This window comes from Pseudoalteromonas atlantica (genome assembly GCF_043641955.1).
Lineage (GTDB): Bacteria > Pseudomonadota > Gammaproteobacteria > Enterobacterales > Alteromonadaceae > Pseudoalteromonas > Pseudoalteromonas atlantica_A.
This window is the reverse complement of the sequence record NZ_JBHZRV010000001.1, coordinates 591,215-617,113: the sequence shown is the minus strand read 5'-3', so window position 1 is coordinate 617,113 and position 25,899 is coordinate 591,215. Positions and strand designations below refer to the sequence as shown.

The 25,899-nt window shown below is 38.1% G+C and carries 24 protein-coding genes; 11 read left to right on the top strand and 13 right to left on the bottom strand.

The window, feature by feature from the left end; translation table 11 throughout:
• Positions 1 to 6: 6 nt before the first annotated feature.
• From ACHUE3_RS02575 to ACHUE3_RS02560, 4 genes are all read left to right on the top strand, one after another.
• Positions 7 to 1,257, top strand: a complete 1,251-nt coding sequence (locus ACHUE3_RS02575) for a uracil-xanthine permease family protein (protein ID WP_394189875.1) — start codon at positions 7 to 9, stop codon at positions 1,255 to 1,257.
• Positions 1,258 to 1,405: 148 nt separating this feature from the next.
• Positions 1,406 to 3,148: an HAD-IIB family hydrolase gene (locus ACHUE3_RS02570; RefSeq protein ID WP_394189873.1), complete on the top strand. Its 1,743-nt coding sequence runs from the start codon at positions 1,406 to 1,408 to the stop codon at positions 3,146 to 3,148.
• Complete coding sequence (locus ACHUE3_RS02565) at positions 3,141 to 4,361, top strand: glycosyltransferase family protein (protein WP_394189871.1); 1,221 nt, start codon at positions 3,141 to 3,143, stop codon at positions 4,359 to 4,361. The genes ACHUE3_RS02570 and ACHUE3_RS02565 overlap by 8 nt, the downstream gene beginning before the upstream one ends.
• A gap of 17 nt (positions 4,362 to 4,378) precedes the next feature.
• Positions 4,379 to 6,151, top strand: a complete 1,773-nt coding sequence (locus tag ACHUE3_RS02560; RefSeq protein WP_394189869.1) for a sugar phosphorylase — start codon at positions 4,379 to 4,381, stop codon at positions 6,149 to 6,151.
• A gap of 232 nt (positions 6,152 to 6,383) precedes the next feature.
• On the opposite strand, the gene ACHUE3_RS02555 is transcribed toward ACHUE3_RS02560, so the two are convergent.
• Positions 6,384 to 7,457, bottom strand: coding sequence for an ABC transporter substrate-binding protein (locus tag ACHUE3_RS02555; RefSeq protein ID WP_394189867.1), 1,074 nt, complete (start codon positions 7,455 to 7,457; stop codon positions 6,384 to 6,386).
• A 147-nt stretch (positions 7,458 to 7,604) separates the two neighbouring features.
• Between ACHUE3_RS02555 and ACHUE3_RS02550 the strand changes: the two genes are divergently transcribed.
• Complete coding sequence (locus ACHUE3_RS02550) at positions 7,605 to 7,994, top strand: cytochrome b562 (RefSeq protein WP_394189865.1); 390 nt, start codon at positions 7,605 to 7,607, stop codon at positions 7,992 to 7,994.
• A 59-nt stretch (positions 7,995 to 8,053) separates the two neighbouring features.
• On the opposite strand, the gene ykgO is transcribed toward ACHUE3_RS02550, so the two are convergent.
• Both ykgO and ACHUE3_RS02540 read right to left on the bottom strand, forming a co-directional pair.
• Positions 8,054 to 8,197 (bottom strand): type B 50S ribosomal protein L36, encoded by a 144-nt coding sequence (ykgO, locus tag ACHUE3_RS02545; protein ID WP_087533969.1) that lies wholly within the window; start codon positions 8,195 to 8,197, stop codon positions 8,054 to 8,056.
• Between the two features lie 9 nt (positions 8,198 to 8,206).
• Positions 8,207 to 8,458, bottom strand: coding sequence for a type B 50S ribosomal protein L31 (locus tag ACHUE3_RS02540; protein WP_394189862.1), 252 nt, complete (start codon positions 8,456 to 8,458; stop codon positions 8,207 to 8,209).
• Between the two features lie 208 nt (positions 8,459 to 8,666).
• Here ACHUE3_RS02540 and ACHUE3_RS02535 point away from each other — a divergent pair, with 208 nt between their 5' ends.
• Both ACHUE3_RS02535 and ACHUE3_RS02530 read left to right on the top strand, forming a co-directional pair.
• Complete coding sequence (locus tag ACHUE3_RS02535) at positions 8,667 to 8,954, top strand: hypothetical protein (protein ID WP_394189860.1); 288 nt, start codon at positions 8,667 to 8,669, stop codon at positions 8,952 to 8,954.
• Positions 8,955 to 9,235: 281 nt separating this feature from the next.
• Positions 9,236 to 9,961: a hypothetical protein gene (locus tag ACHUE3_RS02530; protein ID WP_394189858.1), complete on the top strand. Its 726-nt coding sequence runs from the start codon at positions 9,236 to 9,238 to the stop codon at positions 9,959 to 9,961.
• A 507-nt stretch (positions 9,962 to 10,468) separates the two neighbouring features.
• On the opposite strand, the gene ACHUE3_RS02525 is transcribed toward ACHUE3_RS02530, so the two are convergent.
• A complete protein-coding gene (locus ACHUE3_RS02525; protein ID WP_394189856.1) occupies positions 10,469 to 10,822 on the bottom strand; it encodes a hypothetical protein in 354 nt (117 codons plus the stop codon).
• A gap of 348 nt (positions 10,823 to 11,170) precedes the next feature.
• Entirely contained in the window at positions 11,171 to 11,824 is a 654-nt protein-coding gene (locus ACHUE3_RS02520) for a DUF6058 family natural product biosynthesis protein (RefSeq protein WP_394189854.1), read from the bottom strand.
• Between the two features lie 167 nt (positions 11,825 to 11,991).
• On the opposite strand from ACHUE3_RS02520, the gene dapA reads away from it, so the two are divergent.
• Positions 11,992 to 12,909: a 4-hydroxy-tetrahydrodipicolinate synthase gene (gene dapA / locus ACHUE3_RS02515; protein ID WP_394189852.1), complete on the top strand. Its 918-nt coding sequence runs from the start codon at positions 11,992 to 11,994 to the stop codon at positions 12,907 to 12,909.
• Positions 12,910 to 12,960: 51 nt separating this feature from the next.
• On the opposite strand, the gene ACHUE3_RS02510 is transcribed toward dapA, so the two are convergent.
• Together ACHUE3_RS02510 and ACHUE3_RS02505 are read right to left on the bottom strand one after the other, a co-directional pair.
• Positions 12,961 to 14,778 carry an Lnb N-terminal periplasmic domain-containing protein gene (locus ACHUE3_RS02510; RefSeq protein ID WP_394189850.1) on the bottom strand — a complete coding sequence of 606 codons (1,818 nt, stop codon included), beginning with the start codon at positions 14,776 to 14,778 and terminating at the stop codon, positions 12,961 to 12,963.
• Between the two features lie 41 nt (positions 14,779 to 14,819).
• The gene (locus ACHUE3_RS02505; protein WP_394189848.1) at positions 14,820 to 15,287 is read right to left on the bottom strand and encodes a DUF3015 family protein; all 468 of its coding nucleotides are present in this window, start codon (positions 15,285 to 15,287) and stop codon (positions 14,820 to 14,822) included.
• A 281-nt stretch (positions 15,288 to 15,568) separates the two neighbouring features.
• On the opposite strand from ACHUE3_RS02505, the gene ACHUE3_RS02500 reads away from it, so the two are divergent.
• Positions 15,569 to 16,906 (top strand): DEAD/DEAH box helicase, encoded by a 1,338-nt coding sequence (locus tag ACHUE3_RS02500; protein ID WP_394189846.1) that lies wholly within the window; start codon positions 15,569 to 15,571, stop codon positions 16,904 to 16,906.
• 127 nt (positions 16,907 to 17,033) lie between these two features.
• Here the strand turns inward: ACHUE3_RS02500 and ACHUE3_RS02495 are convergent, their stop codons facing one another.
• On the bottom strand, positions 17,034 to 18,644 hold the full coding sequence (locus tag ACHUE3_RS02495; RefSeq protein WP_394189844.1) for an NAD(P)/FAD-dependent oxidoreductase: 1,611 nt from the start codon (positions 18,642 to 18,644) through the stop codon (positions 17,034 to 17,036).
• A 167-nt stretch (positions 18,645 to 18,811) separates the two neighbouring features.
• Between ACHUE3_RS02495 and fdxA the strand changes: the two genes are divergently transcribed.
• Together fdxA and ACHUE3_RS02485 are read left to right on the top strand one after the other, a co-directional pair.
• Positions 18,812 to 19,135 (top strand): ferredoxin FdxA, encoded by a 324-nt coding sequence (fdxA, locus tag ACHUE3_RS02490; RefSeq protein WP_394189842.1) that lies wholly within the window; start codon positions 18,812 to 18,814, stop codon positions 19,133 to 19,135.
• Positions 19,136 to 19,274: 139 nt separating this feature from the next.
• Positions 19,275 to 21,506: a carbohydrate binding family 9 domain-containing protein gene (locus ACHUE3_RS02485; protein WP_394189840.1), complete on the top strand. Its 2,232-nt coding sequence runs from the start codon at positions 19,275 to 19,277 to the stop codon at positions 21,504 to 21,506.
• A gap of 59 nt (positions 21,507 to 21,565) precedes the next feature.
• On the opposite strand, the gene ACHUE3_RS02480 is transcribed toward ACHUE3_RS02485, so the two are convergent.
• The 5 genes from ACHUE3_RS02480 to ACHUE3_RS02460 form a co-directional block, all read right to left on the bottom strand.
• Positions 21,566 to 22,354 (bottom strand): hypothetical protein, encoded by a 789-nt coding sequence (locus ACHUE3_RS02480; RefSeq protein WP_394189838.1) that lies wholly within the window; start codon positions 22,352 to 22,354, stop codon positions 21,566 to 21,568.
• Positions 22,355 to 22,435: 81 nt separating this feature from the next.
• A complete protein-coding gene (locus ACHUE3_RS02475) occupies positions 22,436 to 23,404 on the bottom strand; it encodes a Solitary outer membrane autotransporter beta-barrel domain (RefSeq protein WP_394189836.1) in 969 nt (322 codons plus the stop codon).
• 103 nt (positions 23,405 to 23,507) lie between these two features.
• Positions 23,508 to 25,106: an AbgT family transporter gene (locus ACHUE3_RS02470; RefSeq protein ID WP_394189834.1), complete on the bottom strand. Its 1,599-nt coding sequence runs from the start codon at positions 25,104 to 25,106 to the stop codon at positions 23,508 to 23,510.
• 103 nt (positions 25,107 to 25,209) lie between these two features.
• A complete protein-coding gene (locus tag ACHUE3_RS02465; RefSeq protein ID WP_394189832.1) occupies positions 25,210 to 25,509 on the bottom strand; it encodes a hypothetical protein in 300 nt (99 codons plus the stop codon).
• A gap of 8 nt (positions 25,510 to 25,517) precedes the next feature.
• Positions 25,518 to 25,775 carry a DUF3081 domain-containing protein gene (locus ACHUE3_RS02460; protein ID WP_394189830.1) on the bottom strand — a complete coding sequence of 86 codons (258 nt, stop codon included), beginning with the start codon at positions 25,773 to 25,775 and terminating at the stop codon, positions 25,518 to 25,520.
• Positions 25,776 to 25,899 lie beyond the last annotated feature (124 nt).

The following is a 25,899-nucleotide window of genomic DNA, read 5'->3' as shown; positions in this document are numbered from 1 at the left end:
ATTACTGTGACTAAAAATAGTGTGAAACAAGAATCTGCATTTTCTATAAAAACCATCTTAACTGGGGCGCAAATGTTATTTGTCGCCTTTGGGGCGCTCGTGTTAGTGCCACTTTTAACAGGTCTTGATCCGAACGTTGCGTTGTTTACGGCTGGCATTGGCACCTTGTTATTCCATGTTGTGACTAAAGGGCAAGTTCCAATCTTTCTAGCGTCTTCTTTTGCTTTTATTGCACCGATAATAGCGTGTGTGCAAATGTGGGGCGTGCCTGCGACTATGGGTGGCTTAATGGCTGCAGGTTTCGCGTACATGCTGCTTAGCATTTTAGTTAAATTAAAAGGCGTAGCAACATTACACAAAATTTTGCCTCCTGTTGTTGTTGGGCCTGTGATCATGGTGATTGGTTTAGCTTTAGCACCGGTGGCAGTCAATATGGCAATGGGCAAAAGTGGTGATGGCTCGGTACAGCTCATTGCTTATGAGCAAGCAATTTGGGTGGCTGCATTTTCATTGTTAGTGACATTGATATTTGCTGTATGGGGAAAAGGCGTATTTAAGCTTATCCCTATTTTAGCGGGTGTAGTAGCAGGTTATAGCTTGTCATTGGCACTTGGAATAGTACAGTTTGACGCAGTCAGTAATGCACAGTGGATTGCTATGCCCGCATTTACTTGGCCAGAATTTAAATGGCAGGCAATACTCTTTATGGTCCCTGTTGCTATCGCCCCTGCCATAGAACACATTGGCGATATGATGGCAATCAGCCAAGTTACAAATAAAGATTACCTTAAAAAACCAGGCTTGCATCGCACCTTATTTGGTGATGGTTTAGCCACTACAGCCGCGTCTATTTTTGGTGGGCCACCTAATACTACCTATTCAGAGGTAACAGGTGCTGTGATGCTAACACGTAACTTTAATCCTAAAGTGATGATATGGACGGCCATAATCGCGATTGTTTTGGCGTTTGTCGCTAAGATGGGTGCTGGTTTACAGACTATCCCTGTACCTGTAATGGGCGGTATTATGATTTTACTATTCGGCTCAATAGCAGTTGTTGGCCTTAACTCGTTAGTTAAATCTGGTGAGGATCTCACTGCGCCACGTAACCTATCCATAGTTGCACTTATTTTGGTATGTGGGATTGGCGGTATGCATATTGGCGGCAGTGAGTTTAGCCTGCAAGGCGTGAGTCTATGCGCTATTTTGGGAATTGTGCTTAACCTTGTGTTACCAAAGGCTGAAAAGCCCGCGTAGTTTTGAACAAAGTGTTAATTTTTTGCACCATGATAGCGCATTTAATATGCGCTATTTTTTTAACCTCATAAAAAATAAAGAAAACTAAAATTGGTCTAGTAACTGCATTTACCTTATTCAATCGCATGCCATACTTTTTGGAGAATCTATGCAAGAGGCGAATATAGTGGATATTACTCCGTTTTTAGCAAAACATCAGCTACCCCTTAAATACCAATATTTAAGTGAGCAATATTTTATTCCTTTAGCTGAAGATATAATTAGTGCCAAACCCACAGACCAAGCAATTTTAGTTGGCATTAATGGTTGCCAAGGCTCAGGAAAAACTACTTTGGCCGATTTTTTAGTTACTTGGATCAACAGTAACACTGAGTTTAATAGTATTAGTATCTCGATTGACGACTTTTATCATAGCCGTTCACACAGAGCTGAGCTTGCAAAAGGTGTGCATCCATTATTTACCACACGGGGAGTGCCTGGAACTCATAACGTAGCACTTATGGCAGATACCATTACTAATTTACTTGCCGGCAAAACTAATATCGCTTTACCTGAGTTTGACAAGCAATCAGACGAACCTGTTGCAGAAGACAAGTGGATTAAAAATACCACACCGATTGATATAGTCATATTTGAAGGGTGGTGTGTAGCAAGCGCAGCACAACAACCGTACCAACTTGAGTCACCGATTAATCAGCTTGAAGACAAAGAAGATAAGGAAGGAGTGTGGCGCAGATGTATTAACAGTTGTTTAGCAAATGAATATAGAAACGTATTTAGTTTAATTGATTACCAAATTATGCTCAAAGCGCCTTCGTTTAAAGCTGTTTATGGGTGGCGGCTGGAGCAAGAGCAAAAACTGCTAGCAAATAAAGGCGTGGGGCAGGGTACGTTTGATGAAACCAGCCTTGTCAGATTTATTTCACACTTTGAGCGAATTACCCGAGAAAACTTGAAGGTCATGCCTGAACATGTGGATGCGTTACTCACTTTGGATAAAGCGCGTGACATAACTTCTATGGTTTTAAAGGCCGATACTATCGCCGCACCACTTATTTTTACAGATTTAGACGGCACCTTACTTAATCATGATGATTATGACTGTGCGGAGATTCAGCCTTTCTTAGCAAAATTGACCGCTGCTGGCATTAGTGTAGTTTTTAATACCAGTAAAACATTTGCTGAAGTAACCGATTTACAATCCACTCTCAATCACCATCAACCATTCATCACCGAAAATGGCTCGGCTGTTTATATACCAAAGAATTATTTTGCTATTAAACCAATAGGCTGCGAAGAGCTTGATAAATATTGGCGTTACCCGTTAGCACCTAGTTGTAAAAGCTTACATGCTGATTTAAAAAAGCATGCAAGTGACTTAGCTCATTGTTATCAGTTGTTTAGTGAGTTAACCCCGTCAATGGTTGCATCTCTTACTGGGTTAGATATCACAAAAAGTAAACTCGCCTTAGCGCGTGAATACTCAGATCCCATTTACTGGCAAGGCACTGATCAGCAGCAGCATGATTTTTTAGCTCGGATGGAGACACTGGGTTATGAAGTGCTAGTCGGCGGGCGTTTTATCCATGTCAATAAACAAACAAATAAGGGCAAGGCGCAAAACTGGCTATTAAATCAATTTAAACATCACTACCGCCACCCATTTACGACGATAGCTTTGGGTGATAGTCAAAATGATATGGCTATGCTTGATGAAGCAGATATTGCAGTTTTGATCACCAACCCAAAAAGCAAAGCAAAAGCTAAATTATCCCATAAACCATGGCGTATTAGCGATAAACCAGCACCACAAGGCTGGATTGACGAAGTCACTGACATCAACATTATTAAGGCGCATATAGCACCGAAACAGGAGCAATCTCATGGCTGATTTTTATCAAAATGGCATTATAACTACGTTACATAATATTGCTGATCGTCCCGTAGAAGAGCTAGAAGCAGAGCTGGTGGGTTTTTCTAAACACCGTCCAATGGGTTTGATTTTACCCTCACTTTATAGTGAACTTGAGGGACCTGCGCTACAAAATATTGTTAGAGAACTCAAGCATGTGCCTTATTTGTCGCAAATTACAATTGGCTTAGATAGAGCTGATGAATCGCAGTATCGTCGCGCGTTGCAATTTTTTACAGAGCTTGACCAGCCACATAAAGTTTTATGGAATGAAGGACCAAGACTGCAAGCCTTAGATAAAGAGCTGCAGCAGCTTGGTGTGGCTCCCCGCGAACTTGGAAAAGGCCGTAATGTTTGGTATTGCATGGGTTACAAGTTGGCAACTGCCAAGGTAGAGTCGATTGCATTACATGACTGCGACATTTTAACTTACGATCGCGGTTTACTTGCACGATTGATTTACCCGGTTGCACATCCTCGTTTTAATTATGAATTCTGTAAAGGTTTTTATCCTCGCACGGCTGATGGCAAAATAAATGGCCGTGTTTCGCGTTTGCTGGTAACACCACTATTGCGCTCATTTAAAACAATTTTAGGTAGTACAGATTATTTGGAATATATGGATTCATTCAGATATCCATTAGCGGGTGAGTTTTCGTTTCGCCGTGATGTACTCAATGATATTCGGATTCCCAGCGATTGGGGCTTAGAAATTGGTGTTTTATCAGAGATGTACCGCAATTATTCTCATAACCGTTTATGCCAAGTGGATATTGCAGATAATTATGATCACAAACATCAAGATCTATCGCTTGATAATCAAGCCGCAGGTTTATCTAAAATGTCGATTGATATAACAAAGGCATTGTTTCGTAAACTTGCAACGCAAGGTGTTACATTTACCACTGAAACCATACGCTCACTAAAAGCGACCTATTACCGTATCGCATTGGATTTCATTGAGACATATCATAACGACGCTATGATGAATGGTTTAACCCTTGATATTCATCAAGAGGAAAAAGCGGTCGAAATGTTTGCCCAAAATATAATGAATGCTGGCCAGCACTTTTTACAGCACCCGATGGAAGCGCCGTTCGTGCCGAGTTGGAACCGTGTTGCCTCAGCCATGCCAGACGTATTTTCACGTTTAGAAGAAGCCGTAGAGCTAGATAATAAAGAGTTTTCATAAAAGAATGGGGTAGGGATATGAGTAAAGCGTTATTTGAACAACGGGTTGAGCAACATTTAGCAAGCATATACGAAGGTGTTGATTTATGCATGAGTATTGATGCACTAGCAAGTATGTTGATCACTACCATGTTAAAAGATGATCCTGTTCGTGACCCTACACCCCATAAAAATCGCTGGGATCAGCAAGACGTTATATTAATTGCTTATGGTGATTCAATTATGCGTTATGAAGCGAAAGAGCAGGCCGTGCCGGTTCCCAGTGAGCCACCTTTGCATACTTTACATCGTTTTATGAAAAATCAATGTGCAGGCACTATCAATGCTTTACATATACTGCCTTTTTATCCTTTTAGTTCAGATGAAGGCTTTTCGGTAATGAACTACGTTCAAGTAAATGAAGCACTGGGAAGCTGGGATGATATTCAAGCAATTGCACAAGACGTAAAATTAATGGCTGATCTTGTGATTAACCACTGTTCTAGTCGAAGCCGCTGGTTTGAAAATTTTTTACAAGGTAAAGAGCCCGGCGTAAGCTACTTTAAAACGGCTAGCTTAGAAGATGATTTGTCAAATGTGGTACGCCCTCGAACGTCACCATTATTAAACAGCGTTCAAACTGCACTTGGTGAGCGCCACGTGTGGTGCACTTTCAGTCCAGATCAAGTGGATTTAGACTTTGCAAACCCGTTAGTGTTAAATGAATTTGTGGGTATTATTCGCCATTATTTAGATAACGGGATTAAAATATTTCGCCTAGACGCGGTAGCATTTTTATGGAAGGAGCTAAATACGTCCTGCATAAACTTACCGCAAACTCATGAGGTGATCCGTCTTCTGCGCACGCTAATCGAGCATGTCGAGCCAAGCGCCATTATTATTACAGAGACCAATATTCCTAATCGTGAAAACTTATCTTACTTTGGTAATGCTAACGAAGCGCACTGTATTTATAATTTTTCATTGCCGCCGCTGTTGCTGCATACATTATTAAGTGGTGACAGCAAAGCATTAAAGCATTGGATGATGAGTATGCCGCCAGCCCAAAACGGGACAGCCTATTTTAACTTTATTGCCTCACATGATGGTATTGGTTTAAGGCCAGTTGAAGGCCTGCTAAATGAAGATGAAATAGGTCATATGGTTAACACGGTTAGTCGCTTTGGTGCCAAAGTATCGATGCGAACAGCAAACAATGGCACAAGTTCGCCGTATGAACTCAACATTGCGCTATTCGATGCTTTACAAGGGACTCATAAAGGAGTCGATAAATGGGGATTGGATCGGTTTATCTGTGCACATGCAATCATGTTTGCTCTAGAAGGCATACCTGGGCTTTATATTCACAGTCTTTTGGGGACAACCAATGATTACGCACGTTTTGAAAATAGTCAGCATAATCGGTGTATAAATCGTCACCGTTGGCAAGAATCTGCTTTGCTTGAAAAATTATCAGATGAGTCAAGTCATCATTATCATGTGTATAATAGTATTAATAGTTTGTTGTCTATTCGCAAGCAACAGGATGCGTTTCACCCGAATGCAACGCAGTTCACTTTGCATTTAAGCGGCGCTTTATTTGGCTTTTGGCGACAAAGTATCGATCGTCGCCAAAGTGTATTTTGCGTTTATAACATCAGTGATGAGTCACAGACTCTGCTGCTTGCCGATTTAAACTTAATAGACACAGAGCAATGGTTTGAGTTAATAAATGATGAGCCTGTTTGTAATGAACATCAAAGTATTGAGCTCAAACCGTATCAAGCATTGTGGTTATCTAATAGGCTATAGTTATATACCCAAGCAACCTCAAGATGCAGAATTCAGCATTTCACAGGTGTTTAATATTTAGGGGTTACATTGCAATTATGCTTTGGCTAAATGACTTTTTATTCTAACTGAACCGTTCATTTTTAGGTGCTTGGGGATGTAATAAAATCAATTGATTAGACTTTTAATAAAAGTATTCTTGATGTAATTTGTTACTTCAATTAGAAAAATGTAAATCCCCTTTACAGTCTTATTATTTAAGTTCTTTGAGGAGGTTTTCGACTGTAAATTCTTGCCAATTATCACTTGTTCTACTGAATTTTTTAAAATCTATTTCAGCTAAATTTGCTTTATTAATTCGTGATATCAATGGTTTGTTATGTTCACTTAAACGAGTAAAAATAGGGTATGTTTGATGAGGTATTGGCCAAGCCGCTGGGTTTTTATTGTGGTCATATAAGGTGATTAATGCATAGGCTCCTAATAAAACATGCCCACCAAATGAGACATCTAATGGTTGTAATGTTTTAGGTGTTGAGTCCCAGTTTATACCACCAACCCTAATTTTAGCTTCTTTATTGAGATTTTTAAGTGCTCGTTTTGCACCAAAGGCGATAGCATCATTTGCACACCAAATGAGGTTTATTTCTGGGGCTAACTGTAAAAATGCCATTGTTTTTATATAGCTTTCATTTTCAGACCAGTTAGCCACATCTTTCGCGATCAGTGTTACATTAGAGCGTGAGAGGTAATCCATTAGCCCTTTTGTGCGCTCTATTGAAGCTGATGTTGAATAATCACCAAGGAGTGCCAGCATATTGGCAGGTTCAGCTGAATGGGTTTTATGTTCCTTAAATAGGTCCTGCGCCAGCATACGGCCTACATTTTGATTATCAGGACTGATACTTCCTATTATATTGAGTCCATGTTCTTTCAGCACAACTAGCTTATTAGGCGAGGGCGGGTTAAGTAGAAAAAATATTGGAATATTTTTGGTATTTATTTTAGTTAAAAAGTCACCTGATACACTTTTTTCATCAACGAGTACTAAATAGTCAGGGTTCTCTTTAATTGCCTCTCGTATGAGATCTTTCATCAAAATATGATTGCGATTAGCATACTTAACGTTCAGATTAATCTCTAAATCATCAGCTGCGTTGTGCATAAGCTTTGCAACTTTGTACCAAAAGTTACCAGTGCTGTTCTCTTCTGTATGGGAGTCAGGGTAGCCCGGATTGACAAAGGTAACGTCAAGCGCATAGCTGTTAAATACAAACAATAAACAAATAAAACTCATTGTGTAACGATAAAATTGGGCTAGAAGCATTTGGTCTCAATTAAAACTTATACTTGTAAGTGCTTTTGTATAAAAAGTGATTTAGATGAAAACACTACAAAGGTTATATTTGCTTATGCGGTGCTATATAATACTAACCTTAGCACACTCACAGCAATAATCTTTTAGGGTTAATAAATGAAAGCATTTTTATGCATTGTAGTACTTATGTTTAGCCAATCAGCACTGTCAGCTGATGCAAACGAGTTGGAAACAACAATGAAAAATATGGGGCTTGCTTACAAGCAAACAGTGCAAGCAACTGATGTTGAGAAATTTAACTTTGCTATTGATGAGTTTATTAATTTGGTAGAGGAAAGTCAGCTTGCTAAGTTTAGCAAAGAAGCAGAAAAGTCAGTTAAAGGACTCGATAAAGTATTAGGTAAAGCTCAATTGGCAAAAAAACTTGCGAACGAACAAGGGTTGGAAGCGGCTAAAGTACCTTTAAGATCAATTGATCAATTACGTAAAGAGTATCATGAGCTGCATGAGCCACCTGGTTTTTGGGAACTATTATTTGGTAAATAACTTACAGAATATAGCTGTACGTAACCAAGTTACGGACAGCTAAAAGGGCGTAAGTTTACTTATTTTTTGCCTTTTTTCTTCATACCTTGTACTGCTTTAAAACGCGGGTTGTCTTTACAGATAACAAACACGCGTCCTTTCCGCTTAACTATTTGACAACCAGGTCGGTTTTTAGCGCTTTTAAGTGAGCTTAGTACTTTCATAAATTGTCCTTATTTAGTCGAAAGGTTTTTAAAGCGACGGTTAAATGCTGCAACACGGCCATCACTTGCAACCGTTTTTTGCTTGCCTGTATAGAAAGGATGAGAGTCACTAGAAACGTCAATCGGTACATACGGATATGTTTTACCGTCCAGTTCAATCGTACGATTCGTTTTAATTGTGGACCCGATGATAAAGTAACTGTCTGCTGCGGTGTCGTGAAAAGCAACCGTTTGGTATTCTGGGTGAATGTTTGGTTTCATGAAAAGCTCTATGCAATGTGATAGTGTATCAATTAATTTATATTAAATGAGAATCGTTTGCAAATTTTTTTTGCTCAATTAATATCAGTGGTGTTTGTAATTTATACAATTTAATCAAAAGATAAGCAGTCAGTATAAAAAAGCTGGCTATTGGGGTTTAGCCTGTTATAAATAAGATGTAACCAAGAAAAAGAAGGCAAGCTTTAGTATGAGCGAACAAATACCAAATACCACCAATGAGCAAGGCCAACAAATAGATCAAAGTGTTATGGATACATTGAGAAGTAAAGATAATTCATTACTTGCTCAACAGATTGATCCACTTAGTTGCACTCATAACGATATCGTTGAATTACTTGCGCAATACTTAGCTTTGAGCGATCAAGATGACGATGATTTATTTGATACTTGGTTTGATGGCTTAAATAAAGCGCAGCACACCGTTTTAAAGGTGTTTGAAGTTTACCGTGGCCAATTTGAGCATCAAGAGTCATAAAATAGATATTATTTCTGCGTTTACTTGCTGTAGTTAGCCATATAGTTGGGTGTTTAATTTTGGTTAAATATGGTTTACCTATTTAAGCAACAGTGCAAAACTATTGAGTTGGCTCTAAATTGAATAGTATTTTATTAACAATTGTTGGCTGTTTTATAACGCAAATACAGTGTATTGATTTCGTGCTACACTTAATTTTCATCTATTACTAAATGAGCAAAATGTTGCGTGTGAAAATATTTTTTATTTTATGTGTTGCCTTTTCCACAAAGGTAATGGCTATGCAAGAGCTTGTTTGGATTGAAGATGAATTAGATAAAAATTCCATAAATGTCAACCACACGACTTTCCAAGAGATAAAAACAAAGCTAGATTTGCCTATCAAATATGTACATGCAAATACTGCTCGTGCACTACGACTTTTGTCAGATAAAACACAACTGAGTTGTAGAGGTAATTTAAGAAAAACTGTTGAACGTGATGCTATGTTTGCGATGAGTAAAGTACCTCAAGTGGTATTCCCTGGATTGAGGTTATATAGCCATGTACCATTATCTGAATCGAGCACTGTTGATTTAAGAACGATTTCTGAGCCTGATTTACTTTTGGCAATACAACAAGCTCGTAACTATGGGTTTAATGTTAAGAGTATTGGAAAATTAGAAATACTAAATACTCATGCCAGCAAACGGTCAAGTTCGCTTGTAAAAATGTTTGAAAAGAAAAGGTTCGACCTTCTTCTTGAGTACCCTAATGTTTTTGCTCAGTATGCAAGCCAAGCTCTTTCTAATAAGGTTTTTGAATACTCTATTATACAAACAGGTAGCCATAGCCTAGGTTATATAGCCTGTACTAATTCTGTTGAAGGAAGGGCTTTGGTAAAAAAAATAGACAATGTCATTAAAGAAACCGCTCAAACAGACGCCTTTTTCTATTCGCAAGCACAATGGTTTAAACACAGTACCATTGCACCGCTTTACAATAGTGTATATAAAACAAATTTTTGATATTTATGCGAGCTTCTGAGCAACCGCACTATAGATAAAGTTTAAATCTAACGGCTCATTCGATAAGTAAGTAACCTGAAATCTGGATAATAAATCTATCTCCAGCGGCTACTTTTACCGCTAACAGTTTCCGGCTGGAGACTAATAAGTATATTTGTGATTTAATATCAATATATTAGTACATCTCTTAACCAGAGTTCAGGTTAAGTATTATTGAGTAAAATTAACTTCAAATATAGTTGAACGTTAAAATTAACTCTATCAGCCTCAGGGGGTTATTGAGTTAATATGTCTAGTTAAATGGGCGAAGTTTTCATTGTGTTCACCATCGGTATCTATAAAATTTACCTTAGTTTGGCTGTTAAATAGGGCTAGGGTTTATCAATAAAATTATTGTGTTTATTAATAGTATCTAATTTGCCTGTTTAACTTAAAATGCAATGTGCTCTAAATTTAAAGTTTGTGACAGCACGACGTATACATATATCTCTATACTGAATTTGTATGTTAAGTTGCTGTTTCATTACGCTTATCTATAAATAATAGAACAATTATTTCAGATGAAGTTATCACTGTTAATTGGGCAACTAAAGCAAGTAAAATCCCAACTCCTGCATGAATATCGAGCTCAACCCCGAATACCAAATAAGGCACTAATACAAAGCTCAAAACTGCAGAGCAGCCCCTAACACAAGCTGTTTCAAGATTATGATAATCCATAGATAAGAGATATATAATAAGGTATGGGGTAAGTAATAGATAAAAGCTTATTTCATTAGGCCTAAAATATTTAACGCAAATAGCAATAAATGAAGCAATAGCCAACACTTTTACAAAATAGGTGATTTTATTAATATTCATAGCTTTCCTTAGCATTTAAAGTTTTGTTGATGCAAAGTTTATCGCCTAACTATATTTCAATATAGTTCTCAGGCATTTAATTCTCATTCCTATGCATCATGGTGGAGTGACTTTATAACCTACAAACATTATTTTAATTGAAAAGGTTAAATAACAATCTCCATTTCCTAGGCTAAGCGTAGTTGTAAACACAAAAAATGCAAAAAAATAATACCGTATTTTAATTCAAGTCACCGCGCCACTTTAACTCATAAAAGTGATATACCGAGTAGCTTAGAGGTTAAAGGCTGATAATTGAGTACAGCTTAGAGAATGAGCAACTTTTTTAAGTTTGGCACTGTAATACAACTACTTAATTGATAAATCATATTTAAGCACAAGAGCTTCGATGTAGTGTGTTCTTAATGTGTGCTGTTTTTCATGTTCAGCGCCATGACTCAATGCACGATTTAGTAATTTCAGAGCTGGGTGAAGTCGTGCCCTCTCATCTTGATTGAGGCTAGCTTTAGTACGCAGTTCCGTAATGTCATCAACGACTAGGCGACCAATATCAACAGCGGCTATTTCATCAATTAATCCGTTTTGTGTAAGTACACCATATTTACTGCATAAAAATTGTTGCCATACTTGCTGTAAGTGCTCTTCAATTTCACTGCCAAATAGCTCTTCGTTAAAGACAAATCCTTGCTGCGCAAGCTTATTGAGTGCAGCCATATATTGTTGTGCAAAATAATTAAATGCATGACTGGATGATTCAATTTTTTGTTTAGCTAACCCTTGTCCCCAGTTCACACTACCGCGTGGGTAGTAGTCGTCATATTCTTCGCATTCATATAAACCAGAGTAGGAGCTGCAACTAAGGGTATTTTTAATGCAGTAGCTTGGCTTAGGAAATAATCCTGAATCCTGCCATTTTATGAGTGTTTCTTCGTCAATGGCTAGCGCTTGGCAGAGTTCTTCGCTGTGATAAAAGTGGGTCGCTAAAAATTGTGATAAACGCATAAAGTGGCACTCAAAGTTATAAAATATAAATACTGTTTATTTGTACAGTGCATTCTGAACCAGGGTCACACATAACACAAGTTATTTTATAATTTCATTATGCAGAACTCCCAAAATAAACCTATATATGTTACAAATACGGCAAGTTTTTTTAAGAATATATTTTTATGCGCAGCCTAGAACAAATTAAACAAGCAAGTCTTATTACAGCAATTAAAACCCCTTACTTATCAACGGGTGAAATCGACCTTGCGACTTATGATGACTTAGTTGAACAGCAAATTGCAGCGGGTGTTGATGGTATTGTTGTGGGTGGCACAACGGGTGAAGGCCAGTTAATGAACTGGGAAGAGCACTTAATGCTTATTGCTCACAGTGTAAATAAATACTCAGACAGACTTGTCATTGTAGGGAACACTGGCAGCAATAATACGCGTGAAGCAATTAAAGCTACGCAGTATGGGTTTGCAAGTGGTATGGATGCCTCGCTACAAATTAATCCTTATTATGGCCGTACTTCTATTGCTGGTGTGAAAGAGCACTTTAAACGCGTTTTAGCCATTGGTCCTGCTTTTATTTACAACGTTGCAGGACGAACTGGGCAAGATTTAACTCCTGACATTATTGAGCCTTTAGCACAACATGAAAACTTTATCGGCGTTAAAGAGTGCGGTGGCAATGAGCGAATTGATCATTATGAAAAGCAAGGTATTGCGTGTTGGTCTGGTAATGATGACGAAGCCCACAATGCACGACATACCTACAAAGCACATGGTGTGATTTCAGTTACTTCTAACTTGATCCCAGGATTGTTTCGTCAGTTAATAGATACAAAAAATGAAGAACTAAACAATTCGTTACAGCCATTAATGAATTGGTTGTTTTGCGAACCTAATCCGATTGCAATAAACACCGCATTAATGATGACAGGCGCTGTTAAGCCGGTATTTAGAATGCCTTACACACCGCTAAGCTCAGCACAACAAATTGAAGGTAAAACGCTTATAAACCAGCTTAGTGAGCAAGATGTTGTGGGTCGTTTCGCTGAGAATTTAGATATAGATACTGTATTGGTTTTATCTTAAATATTTCAGAACACTACTTTCAGCCGATAATAATATGGGCTGAAAGTAGTGTTATTGCCAATAGTAATTAAGCTTTAATTGCCACACTGATTCATTTGCATACTCAATAGCAAACCGTACATCTAAGTCTTGGTTAATTGGCAGTGACACTTCTAAATTCGCAATTCCTGGCAATTTATTGTGAAGGTAAGATTGCTCAAACGATGCTCTGAGTTTTAAGCCTGAATTACTGCCAGTGATAATGCCTGCTTCAACTGAAGAATCATAAAAATGACTGTTTAAAGGTAAGTCGCCTATAGCACCATTAATTAGCACATACGTTAAAGTTTGCTCATTGAATTGCCAGGACTTGCCAACGCCTCCCACAGCAAAAGTGCTTTTACACGATCTACATAAGGATTCTTGTCGTTCAAAACCAAGGTTTATTTTCCACGACCACATTGTTTCATTGGCCCAATCAAGTGAATTGGGATTAAAGGATTCTAAGTCTAACAAGTGAACTTTATTTAGGTAAAAATTGTTGTTATTGAGAGTAACTTCAGTATCCAGCATTTCTAAATTAGAAAACGGTATACGGGCAATATCAGACGCAAGAGAGTCAAAATAACTAAGCCTAAAGCCAACTTTAAAATAGTTATTAGCAGCGCTATGAGCTGCTGTAAAAGACGTATTCGATGCCTTTTGTGCTTTATGTGGAGGTTGCTTGGAATATTGATAGTTATGTTTGTTTTCACCAATAGGTAATTTTAATCGCGCTTTTATCAATGCTTTTTTTAACTTATTAGTCAGGGTTGGTGTTTGCTTTTGTACTTGTTTGAGTTGTACCAGCTCAAATAAAGTGCCAATGATTGCTTTTTGAGAATGTATAGTTAAATTCAAAAAGTCATTACTTGACAGTACCTTAGGTGACAAGTAGATACTTTTGACAAAAGCTATTTCTTTTGTAGTTAATCCATCTATATGTTTGTTAAATACAGTATTTCTAGAAGGTGTGAACTTGATTTCTTTAACCGCCTTTTTACCATTATATTGCGCCCTTTCTAAACGAGAAAAAATAGTAGCAGGTATAACCCATGGCGTGCTTGATTTGGTTAGTTGGTCACCAATCACTAATTCAATAATCTGCGCAAGGTGGAATGCACAATTCTCATCTGCAAAATAATAATCAAAATCCGTACCTAATAGCTCCCATAAATGGTTCGCAATAAAAGTCACGTCTCGGGGTGTTAAGTCAAGCGTGTACTCCCACAAATCTCTTAATTCTATTTCGCCATAGTTATGTTGGTGGCGGTAAAAAAGCTGATCTGAAAAGCCGGCTTTATAGCCACCAAATAAGCCTTTTGTTATATAAATCAGACCATTTTCATTTTCAGGAACATGTGCACCATAGTTAATACTATAATCTAACAGTTGATTTTTTGTCTTTGTTGAGCGGTTGAGTTTAAGTAAAAGGTGGCCGTATAAAGATGCAGGATTACTCATATAGCCAGATGCAAATACTAGACTGACAGAATGAATTTTTTGACTATCTCGCCACTTTGCTAAGTCGGGACAGCTAACAGTGCCTTGCTTAAAAGAGACACCTTGTTCTGTAAGCCACTGATAGCGAGCAGGAAATTGGCACTGCATTGATGCGTCTGTATCAAAGGCATGAAGCGTCGCTTTAAGCTCTGAAAGTGGGTTGTTTTTTCCATCTTTAGCTAAAAAAAACGAGTTATTAGTAATATAGCTATCGGGCTTTATATGGCTTTTATAGTGACCTAACTTTAGCCAAATTGGGTTATTAGCTAGTGAATGTGGTGAATTAAAAGCAAAGCTAGAGAAAGAGAGAAATAAAAAAAAACTAATGACGGGAATAAATAAATTCATTTCTTAACCGAAGATCAAAGGGCCGTTAAGCCCTTAAATAATTAGATAGCAGCACATTGAGCTGAAAAGTTAGTCGAAATTTGACCTTCAACTAACTCATAAAAAGCTTGTGGGTTATCTACAGGTGCATTTGCAAAATTATTGCGCACAGTGCTGATGATTTGTTGGTGTGCTATTGCATCACAACCACGTACATTTAACATTGCTGAAATATACTCACCTTCGCCTTGTGCGATTTCTTGTTCAAGCACTGGGAAAGTTTGTTGAATGAATTGTGCCGTTTTAACGTTTGCGCCTTCACAACTGCCTACTGAAGAGATGTTTGATGAAACGGCTGTTGTACCCAAATCCCAAATAATGTTAGAAATTGCCGCGGCAACACCATTTTCTGGGAATACCATCGCGCCAATACCACATTCTTGCCATGGGTTAATGCCATTATTTGCTTGTGACGGCATAGAAATAAATGCAGTTGCTAAAACTGCAGCACTTAAACAACTTTTTATCATTATTAGTTTATCCTTATTTTAAATGAGGCCTTTTAAAAGGCTGGTGGATAATACACATAACATTCAATTAAAAGCAATGTATGCCTAGTATAAAAATGTAAAAAAAAGGTACGTGGTTACCCAGTACGTTGTGACTGGGTTTTAACCTATTTCGTGTGGTTTAAAAGTCTGATTGTTAAAAGCTAAGGATAAAAGTAAGTTTAAGTTGTTTTAACTAACGGTTGTTTCACTTTTGCTGTATAATTTGCGACCCCTTGATATGTGGCCGTAGGTAATACAGCATGAATTTTAAATCTTTTAGTTTTTCTCCTGAACTTATTCAGGCGTTGGATGAACTCAACTATCACACCCTTACGCCCATTCAACGTGGTGCTATTCCTGCAGTGCGAAAAGGCAAAGACGTTTTAGCCAGTGCCCAAACTGGGACAGGTAAAACGGCTGCATTTTCATTGCCTATTATTCATAAATTATCTGAAACTGCTCATACTGCTCATACTGCTCATACTGCTCATACTGCTCATACTGCAACTAATGCACCACGTGCTTTAGTGCTTGCGCCTACACGAGAGTTAGCCGAGCAAATTGCAAATAATATTAAAGATTTTGCTAAATATACATCACTTAAAACAGTGTGTTTATTTGGTGGCGTAAACATTGCCGGACAAGCCAATGGCTTAAAAGAAGGTGTTGATATTGTTGTTGCCACACCGGGGCGTTTACTTGATCATATTCGTTTAGGTAATTTAAGCCTTGCGCAGGTAAAGCATTTAGTGCTTGATGAAGCAGACCGTATGCTTGATATGGGTTTTATCACTGATATGCAAACGGTCATTAATGGTTGTGCAGAAGAACGTCAAATTTTATTGTTTTCAGCTACTTTCCCTGCGGCTATTAAACAGTTTGCTAGTAAAGTGTTGAAGCAAGCTGAAATTGTCCGTGTTGATCAAACAAACAGCACCGCAGCAACGGTGAATCACGTTGTTTACCCTGTTGAAGAGCGCCGTAAACAAGAGTTATTATCTGAACTTATTGGTAAGAAAAATTGGCAGCAAGTTCTGGTTTTCGTCAATATGAAAGACACTGCTGATGTTCTCGTAAAAGAACTTAACCTTGATGGTATTCCTGCAGCTGTTTGCCATGGTGATAAATCACAAGGCAATAGACGCCGTGCTCTTCGTGATTTTAAAGAAGGTAAAGTCCGTGTTTTAGTTGCGACTGAAGTGGCAGCTCGTGGTATAGATATTGACGGTCTTCCTCGCGTAATTAATATTGATCTGCCTTGGCTTGCTGAGGATTATGTTCACCGTATAGGTAGAACGGGTCGTGCGGGTAATCATGGTGAAGCAATTTCATTTGTAAGCCGTGAAGAAGAAAACATGCTGTTTGAAATTGAAACCTTGATTGGTCAAAAAATTAAACGTGAATTCTTACAAGGCTATGAAGTAAGTAACCGTGATGTGCTAATTGATAAAATTGGTAAAAAGCCGTCACATTTACGCCGTAGTCATACTAATAAACCATCAGGGCAAGCAACGGGTGAAGCGCGCGCTAAAAACCGTTCACGTATTTCTGGTGTGCGTAAATCGCTTAAAGGTGCAAAGTTAGCACTTAAAAAATAGTGTTCAGTGAAAGTTAAGAACAATAAAAAAGCCTGATAAGTCAGGCTTTTTTATTGCTCAAAATTGACTCAAGCAGTGTGAATCAATGCTATGGTTAGTCGTTAGTCGTTAGTTGTTAGTTGTTAGTTTAACTATGCTTTTCAAGCATTGATAAAGCAAGTGCTTCGGCTGCTTTGATGCCATCAATGCCCGCCGATAAAATACCGCCCGCATAACCGGCACCTTCACCTGCAGGATACAAACCTTGCGTATTAATACTCTGCATCGTTTTATCGCGTTTGATACAAATAGGTGAGGAGGTGCGTGTTTCAACACCTGTTAACAGACCGTCATTGGTTGAAAACCCGCGAATTTTTTTATTGAATGCGGGGATTGCCTCTCGAATTGCTGCAATAGCAAATTCAGGCAAAACGTTTCCTAAATCAGTGAGCTTAATGCCAGGAGTATAAGACGGTTTCACATCACCGATATCACTTGAGTCTTTGCCTTTTAAGAAATCGCCAATTAACTGCGCAGGTGCATCGTAGTTACTTCCGCCAAGTTCATAAGCTTGCTCTTCTAACTTACGCTGCAAATCTATGCCTGCAAGTGGATGACCTGGGAAATCTTTTTCAGGTGAAATACCCACAACGATTGCACTGTTTGCATTTCTTTCATTACGCGAGTATTGGCTCATACCATTGGTTACAACGCGACCTTCTTCTGAGGTTGCTGCAACCACAGTGCCACCAGGGCACATACAAAAACTATAAACGGTACGACCATTATCGCAGTGGTGAACAAGTTTATAGTCAGCTGCGCCTAGGATTGGGTTTCCGGCATTGTCACCAAAACGGCATTCGTCAATCATAGACTGCTTATGTTCAATTCTAAAACCGACAGAAAACGGCTTAGCTTCAACATAAATGCCTTTATCGTGGACCATTTTAAATGTATCACGTGCACTGTGACCAACAGCAAGTACAACATGCTGCGTGTCAATTTGTTCGCCCGAAGAGAGTTTTAAACCTGTCACTTGGCCTTCATCGAGTAAGATATCGTCAACGCGAGTGCTAAAACGTATCTCACCACCAAGCTCTTCAATACGCGCACGCATTTTTTCAATCATAGTGACTAATTTAAAGGTCCCGATATGGGGCTTGCTGACATAAATAATTTCTTCGGGTGCACCGGCTTCAACAAACTCGGTAATAACTTTACGGCCATAGTGTTTAGGGTCTTTAACTTGGCTGTATAATTTACCATCTGAGAAAGTACCAGCGCCGCCTTCACCAAACTGAACATTTGATTCTGTATTTAAGGTACGTTTTCGCCAAAAACCAAAGGTATCTTTTGTTCGCTCTCTTACTTCTTTGCCTCGCTCTAAAATGATGGGTTTAAAGCCCATTTGTGCTAGTACTAATCCAGCAAATAAACCACATGGGCCAAAACCAATAACTACTGGTCTTTGGTTTAAACTTTCTGGTGCTTGAGCAACAAACTTGTAGCGTGTATCGGGGGCTGTTTTTACATGTTGGTCTTTACTGAATTTTTCGAGCAAAATTGCTTCATTTTCAACATCAACATCTAGGGTATATATAAGTAAGATAGCGGTTTTTTTACGTGCATCATAACCACGTTTAAATACATTAAAGCTATTTAACTGCGCTTTTTCTATGCCTAGTTTGGTTAAAATTGCTTGTTGTAAGGCATCTTCGTCATGATCAAGCGGTAGCTTTATTTCGGTTAAACGTATCATATTTAATCTCTGTTAGGTGTCTTAGCGATAACTCTTCAGCTATGCTCACAATATATAGCTATTTTACGTTAATTTAAGCGCTGATGGCAGTGATTATTTATTGTATTTTTGCTGTGGTTGGGTATGATCTTCCGCTTATATTTTATTAACCCTTGAGCACGCGTATTATGGCATTTGTAGTCACAGAAAATTGTATAAAGTGTAAATACACTGACTGTGTGGCTGTGTGTCCTGCTGATGCTTTTTATGAAGGCCCTAATTTCCTAGCTATAAGCCCAATCGATTGTATTGATTGTGGTTTATGTGTTCCTGAATGCCCAGCAGAGGCAATATATCAAGAAGATGAGCTACCGAAAGAGCAAGTCGAGTTTACTGAACTAAATGCTGAACTTGCCCTTATTTGGCCGCGTATTACTGAGGTGAAGCCTGCTCCGAGTGATGCTGACAACTGGAATGGTGTCCAAAACAAGCTTAAGCTTATTGAAACATAAGTTGTTTTTAAAAAATACCTGCGAATTTATTATTATATTTAACATTTTAATCATAAAAATGTTAACAAATGTACCTCACTAAATTACAATCCACGCGTTAAATTACTTATTCTGAGTAATCGAATCTAAATGGATGTTTATGCAGTACAATAATCTAATAATAAAAACTCTTCTGATCATCTGCGTGTTGATTTTTAGCGCGGATTCAATGGCCCAGAAACAACACTTCACTTTAGCCCACATCGAACAATCAATAGACTTGGATGGCGAACTTTCAGAGCCGCATTGGCAAAACGCCACTTTGATCCCACTAATTTATCAAAATGAACCTAACGAAAAAGGGGTTCCTCCGGTTAAAACTGATGCGTATTTATATGAAGATGGGCAATATTTATATGTCGCGTTTATGGCATATGATGATAACCCAGAGAATATAAGAGCAGCATTACGTGATCGAGACACGCTATGGGCAGATGATAACGTTGCCTTAATGATAGATACCTTCAATGATGAAAGAACGGGGTATGAGTTTTACGTTAACCCATTAGGTGCGCAGGGAGATATGCGCATGACGGATACCGATGGCTGGAGTGAAGACCCGTCTTGGAATACGATTTGGGATAGTGCAGGGCAAATTACGAATGAGGGGTATGTAGTTGAAATGCGTATTCCTTTTACAGCATTACGATTTCCAAAAAACAAAGCGGATATGACATGGAGTATCGCTGTGTGGCGAAACTATCCGCGGGATGTAATGTACCAGTTAGCCAATGTGGGCTTTGATCGCGATGTAAAATGCAGCTTTTGTCAATTTGATAAAATCACTGGTTTTAATGCAATGGAGCCAAGTAAAAACATTCAGCTAACACCAACTGTTACAGCTCTTAGACATGATATGAAAGACACTGTACCTGGGGATTGGAGTAATGGTGATATTGATACCGAAGCTGGGTTAGACCTACGTTGGGGTATCAGCCAAGACGCGGTTATTAATGCGACAATTAATCCTGACTTCTCACAAGTAGAAGCTGATAGTTTAGAGCTTGATGTCAATACCACTTATTCAATCTATTATGCTGAAAAGCGCCCGTTTTTTCTTGATGGCGCGTCATACTTTAAAAGTAGCTTATTTGAGCTGCTTTATACCCGTACTATTGCACAGCCGAAAATCGGCGCAAAAATAACAGGTAAGTCAGACGCTCATAGTTATGCATTTATGTATGCTGATGATGAAAATACCAGTATTTTGTTACCTACCAACCAGGGCTCTGGTTTTGCAAACTTAGCTGAAAAATCTAAATCTGCGGTGGGTCGTTATCAGTATGATATAGGTGATAAAGGCACGATAGGTGTAACAACAACACACCGTGAGGCTGATAATTACAAAAATAGTGTGGTTTCGCTTGATGGTAGTTATTGGTTTAATCAGACCGACAGCATACTTTATCAAATAGCCAGTTCTGACAGTCAAAACTCGAAATACCTTGTTGATTTTTATGACTTAGAAGAGGAGCAGTCTGACCAAGCATATAAAGTAGAGTTTACTCGTGAGAAGCGTGATTATAAATTATTTGCAAGTTATGAAGACATTGGCGATGACTATCGAACTGATTTAGGCTATCAAGCAAAAGTTGATTATAAGAAAGCATTAGTGGGCGGTGGTCAATCTTGGTATTTAGATGCGAATAATCTAGTAACGGAATACTCATATAACCTAGATTGGGATAAAACGTGGGCGCAAGACGGCACTTTACTGGAAGAAGAATATGAAGGGTATATTTACTTAAAAGGTCAAATGCAGTCATTTTTAGAGTTAGGCTTTATCCATCGTAAAGAAAATTATTATGATAATTTTTACAATCAAAACATTGGCTATATTTGGGGCGGGTTTAAACCAACTAAAAACATAACGCTTAACTTATACAGTGAATTCGGTAGTAAAATTGATTACAGTAACGAGCAATTGGGTGACCAGTTTATTATTGAGCCTGAAATGACGTGGGATATAAATGACCACTGGCAGCTGCAAGTTGAGCATAGCTATAATCGCCTAGATAATCCTCAGGGTGAGAATGTATTTACTGCAAACTTAACCGATCTGCGGGTATATTATAAATTCAATATGCGCTCTATGGTCAAACTGATTTTACAGTTTGAAGATATAGATAGAAACCAAGATGCGTATTACTATGGCATAAGCCAATTAAATAAAGAGTATGGAAGCCAACTAGTGTATTCGTATAAGATTAATGCGCAGACCTTATTTTTCCTCGGTTACTCTGATAAAGGTTTTCAAAATGATGGGTTAAAAAACCTAGAAAGAGACCAACGAACATTCTTCACAAAATTAAGCTACGCATGGCAGCTTTAGTGATAAATAAAGCAAATAAAAACGAGCCTATTTAGGCTCGTTTTTATTGATGCAAGTTATTACAAATTCCTAAAGTAGGCTTCTACAAACTGAATCTGATTTGGTTCTTTTGGGGCTGTTTTAAAGTTAATAGTATTTTGAGTGTGACGTAGTTTCAGTTCGTCGCTAAAGGTACAATCAACAGATTTAAACGGTTTTATTTTTGACTTGAATAGTGCTGAGTTTTGACATTGTTTTACTAATACATTTGCTACCTGAGCACAGTATGCTCCTACAGCATAGGTCTGTAAGGTACTATTATCCAACTCATGCCAGTTAACTTTAGTTTTTATTTCTTTTCCACAGTGCTTGGCTAGTGCTTCATCTGCATCTGTCAAAGCCGATGCGAGATTTTCAATTGCTCGTTCTCTATTGAATAATGCAAGCTTAGATTGAACGCCTTTATCCAATTGCATTTTGTATTGGGCGTATGTGTCTTCACTTATTGCTTTATTACGTTTGTCTTTTAATTCAGATAAATAGATAGCTTTACTGGTATCTGGTAAATATAACGAATAACTGCAACAGCTGTAACCTTGCTCACGGGTAACCAACGCGCGCTGTTGTCCGTCGTAGGTGTATTTATATGCTTTAATACTACCATGTGGGAGTAGATCGGTTAAAAACACCACCTCATCAATGGGATGGTTTACGCCTACAACTTTGACCAAAGCTTGTGTTTTATCGTGATTTTCGACAATAGTCACTTGCTCACCAAGCGGCGATTCTAACACTATAGGGTACTTTTGTAGCTCTAGGGCAAATACGTTTGAGCTAAATAGGCATAAAAGAAAAAGTGTATTTTTCATTAGTAAAGTCCATTTTATTAATAAGTTTAGTATGCATAGTGTAACAACCCTTGTTTACAATATGAATACAATTAGCTATTTTTAAATTTCATTAAAATAGATCACAATGGTACCACCATTCAATGCACTGCCATTGTGTATATTTATGCCAATGCCAAAATTATCAAACCAATCAGTCCAATGCGATACATCCCATAAAAAGCCAAAACCATATTCGTAAAAATGGTTTGTTCCAAGTGGTGCAATTGCATCAGCGCCTAGGTCTACTCGCTGTGCTTTGACATAAAATGATTGTGTAAAATCAAAAAAAGAAAACATATTAAAATTTGCTTTAATAGCGTTATTTATTTGCCAGCTTTCTGGATTGATAGATTTAAGTGATTGAGGTTTTGAAAGTGCCCAGCCATAGTAATATTCAAATTTTAGCTTGTATTCATAATGGCCCCAGTTTCTAGGGAGTTTATAAGTTAATGAGGCATTAGGGTTAATAATGACAGAGTTACTGCTGATATTGACATAATTTCCATCAAGAAGGGGTTTCAATCGCTGCTTACTCTGTTGGCTGTTGTAAATGTAATCATTATTGTAGTGCATCAAGTGAGAATTTATTCCTGCGCTATAAAACCATTTCGAACCAATAGAATGCTCAATACTCGCTCCTACAGTCGCATTAAATATTTTTTCTGTATTGATATCGGCCTGTTTTTTATTAAATATGGCGACATTGTGTCTTTGTTCTAAATAACTGACTCTAGTATGAAAGGTACCTCTGTGATTTAAGATTGGCTCGTTGAAATTAAAATCAAACGGCAGGCTATATAAAGTAAGCTGTTGTCTTAACGCTAAAGCTTCATCCGCCTCTAGGTTATTTTGATGTGTGTTAATGAGTATATTCGGATCAAAATTACCATACCCTAGCGAGATGCTCTCACCGTTAGTTAAGATTAGAGAGCCCGCAAAGGCTGATTCAAGCTGTTTTTTTGCATTTGCAAATGTATTGGATGAAAACAGCGACAATATACATAGCGTTATTAATAAATACGAAGGCATATTAAAATTAATAAGAATTGAATAAAGTAAGTGTAATAGGTTTATTCTTTAAAACAACACAGAGAAAAGAATACCAGCCTTGGCTGGTATTCTTTCACTGATATTAAGGCGTGTAATAAATAGGGGAGCCTGGGCCAACCGGTAGCCCTAAAACAAATACCCATAAATAAAACAATACAACCCAACCAACAAAGAAGAACATGCTGTAAGGCAGCATTGTTGCAACGAGTGTACCTATACCCATGTCTTTTTTATACTTAGTTGCAACAGCGAGAATGAGGCCAAAGTAACTCATCATTGGAGTAATTAAGTTTGTTACAGAGTCACCAATTCTGTAAGCCGCTTGAATTGTTTCTGGCGCGTAACCAATCAACATTAGCATTGGGACAAATATAGGTGCAGTAACAGCCCATTGAGCAGAGGAAGAACCTAGGCTTAAGTTTACTAGTGCACACATAAAAATGAACAATACAAACACCTCAGGACCAGTTAAATTAAGCGCTTGTAATAATGCAGCGCCATTAATTGCCAGAATAGTGCCGAGATTTGTCCATTTAAAGAATGCAACAAACTGTGCAGCAAAGAATACAAGTACAATGTACATACCCATTGAACTCATGCTTTTACTCATAGCATCAATGACATCTTTATCGTTCTTCATGGTACCGACTACACGGCCATAGACAAAGCCTGGGATACCAAACGTAACGAATATAAAGACCACAATGCCTTTTAAAAACGGAGAGTGAGCTACAAGGCCGGTTTCTGGGTTACGCAAAATGCCATCAGCAGGCACGATAGTCCATGCCAATAAAAGAGAGACTAAAAGTAAAGAAACCCCAGCCCATTTTAAGCCTGTTTTTTCTAATGTTGTTAACCCTTCAATATTGTTATCAGCTAGATCGGCGCTGGCGTCATCAGGGTTATATTTTCCTAAACGTGGTTCGACAATTTTTTCAGTAACAAAGGTACCTAAAAGCGCAATAAGCAGTACTGATATCATCATGAAATACCAGTTGGCCTCAGCGCCAACTTGGTAACTTGGATCAATCATCTGTGCTGCCGGTGTGGTTATACCAGCAAGTAATGGGTCGATAGTTCCTAGTAATAAGTTTGCACTGTAACCACCCGATACACCAGCAAACGCGGCAGCTAAGCCAGCAAGAGGATGGCGACCAAGGCTGTGGAATATCATTGCTGCTAGTGGTATTAATACAACATAGCCAAGCTCAGATGCAGTATTTGACAATATAGCGGCAAAGACCACCATAAATGTTACTAAACGCTTAGATGCGCCCATAACCATGCCACGCATTGCTGCAGATAAAAGGCCTGAATGCTCAGCAACACTAACGCCAAGTAAAGCAACCAATACAGTGCCTAGTGGAGCAAAACTAGTAAAGTTAGTCACCAAACCTGTGACTATACGTTGCAGGCCTTCGGCGCTTAATAAACTTACAACTTCAATAACACCATCAGGATCGCGTCCTGCCGAACCAACGGGACGAGGGTCTATAGCGCTTAACCCAAACCAATCGGCTATACCGCTGAAGACGATGATCGCCACACAAAACATCGCAAATAAAGTGATAGGGTGGGGCAACATATTCCCCAAAAACTCAACAGTTGATAAAAATCGGTTAAATAAGCCCGATTCTTTTTTTGTTTCTGTTGAGTTTGCAGTGTCAACTGCTTTAGACATAGCAAATTACTCAAAATTATAAAAATTGCCGCAATTTACCATTTTTAAGCTGAGGTATCACCTATAAACGATAGCTTACTTGTTAGGTACGTTGAATGTGTGTTTAATTAACTACCCCTTTAAATAAAAGGGGATAACGCCTCAATCTGTTGCCTATATAATCATCAGCCAATATTTGTTCACAAATCTGATTAACATCATTACTTGCTTCAAATACCCAATCAAACCGTTCAATAGCTAATAAAAAGCCACGTTTTAAGAATTGTTGCTGCCTATACTCATCAAGATTATTGCGAATAATGTTGAGCTTACTGGGATCAGCTTTTAAATTATCAACAACTTGATTAATAAAAAGAGAGTGTCTGCGCGATGTTGGTCGTTGTCTTCGCTGTACTCTAGGCACTTTACCTCCTAGGCTTCATTCAGTATGTTTGACAGCTTTTTGAGAAAATCATCTTTGTGCTTATCGTGCTCATAGTCTAGGTGATATGTGTTATGAAAACCAAAGCGCAATAGCACGCCACTGCCTTTTAGATAAATAGTATACCCATCAATGTCAGAATAAGCAGTTAACCCCATGTAAAGCTTACCTTCTTGCGTATTCTCGCCGTGTTGAATGATTTGTTCATAAACAGCTAAAATTTGTTTACCTTCAATTTCGTTTTTCATGATTCCTCCGTTTTTCAATAATACGTTGAAAAAGTCAATCTGGTTTAATAATGGCTATCATAATGTTTTCTATAGTATATAAAATAAACGTGATTATGTTTGAAAATATCTTGTTTAGAGTGCT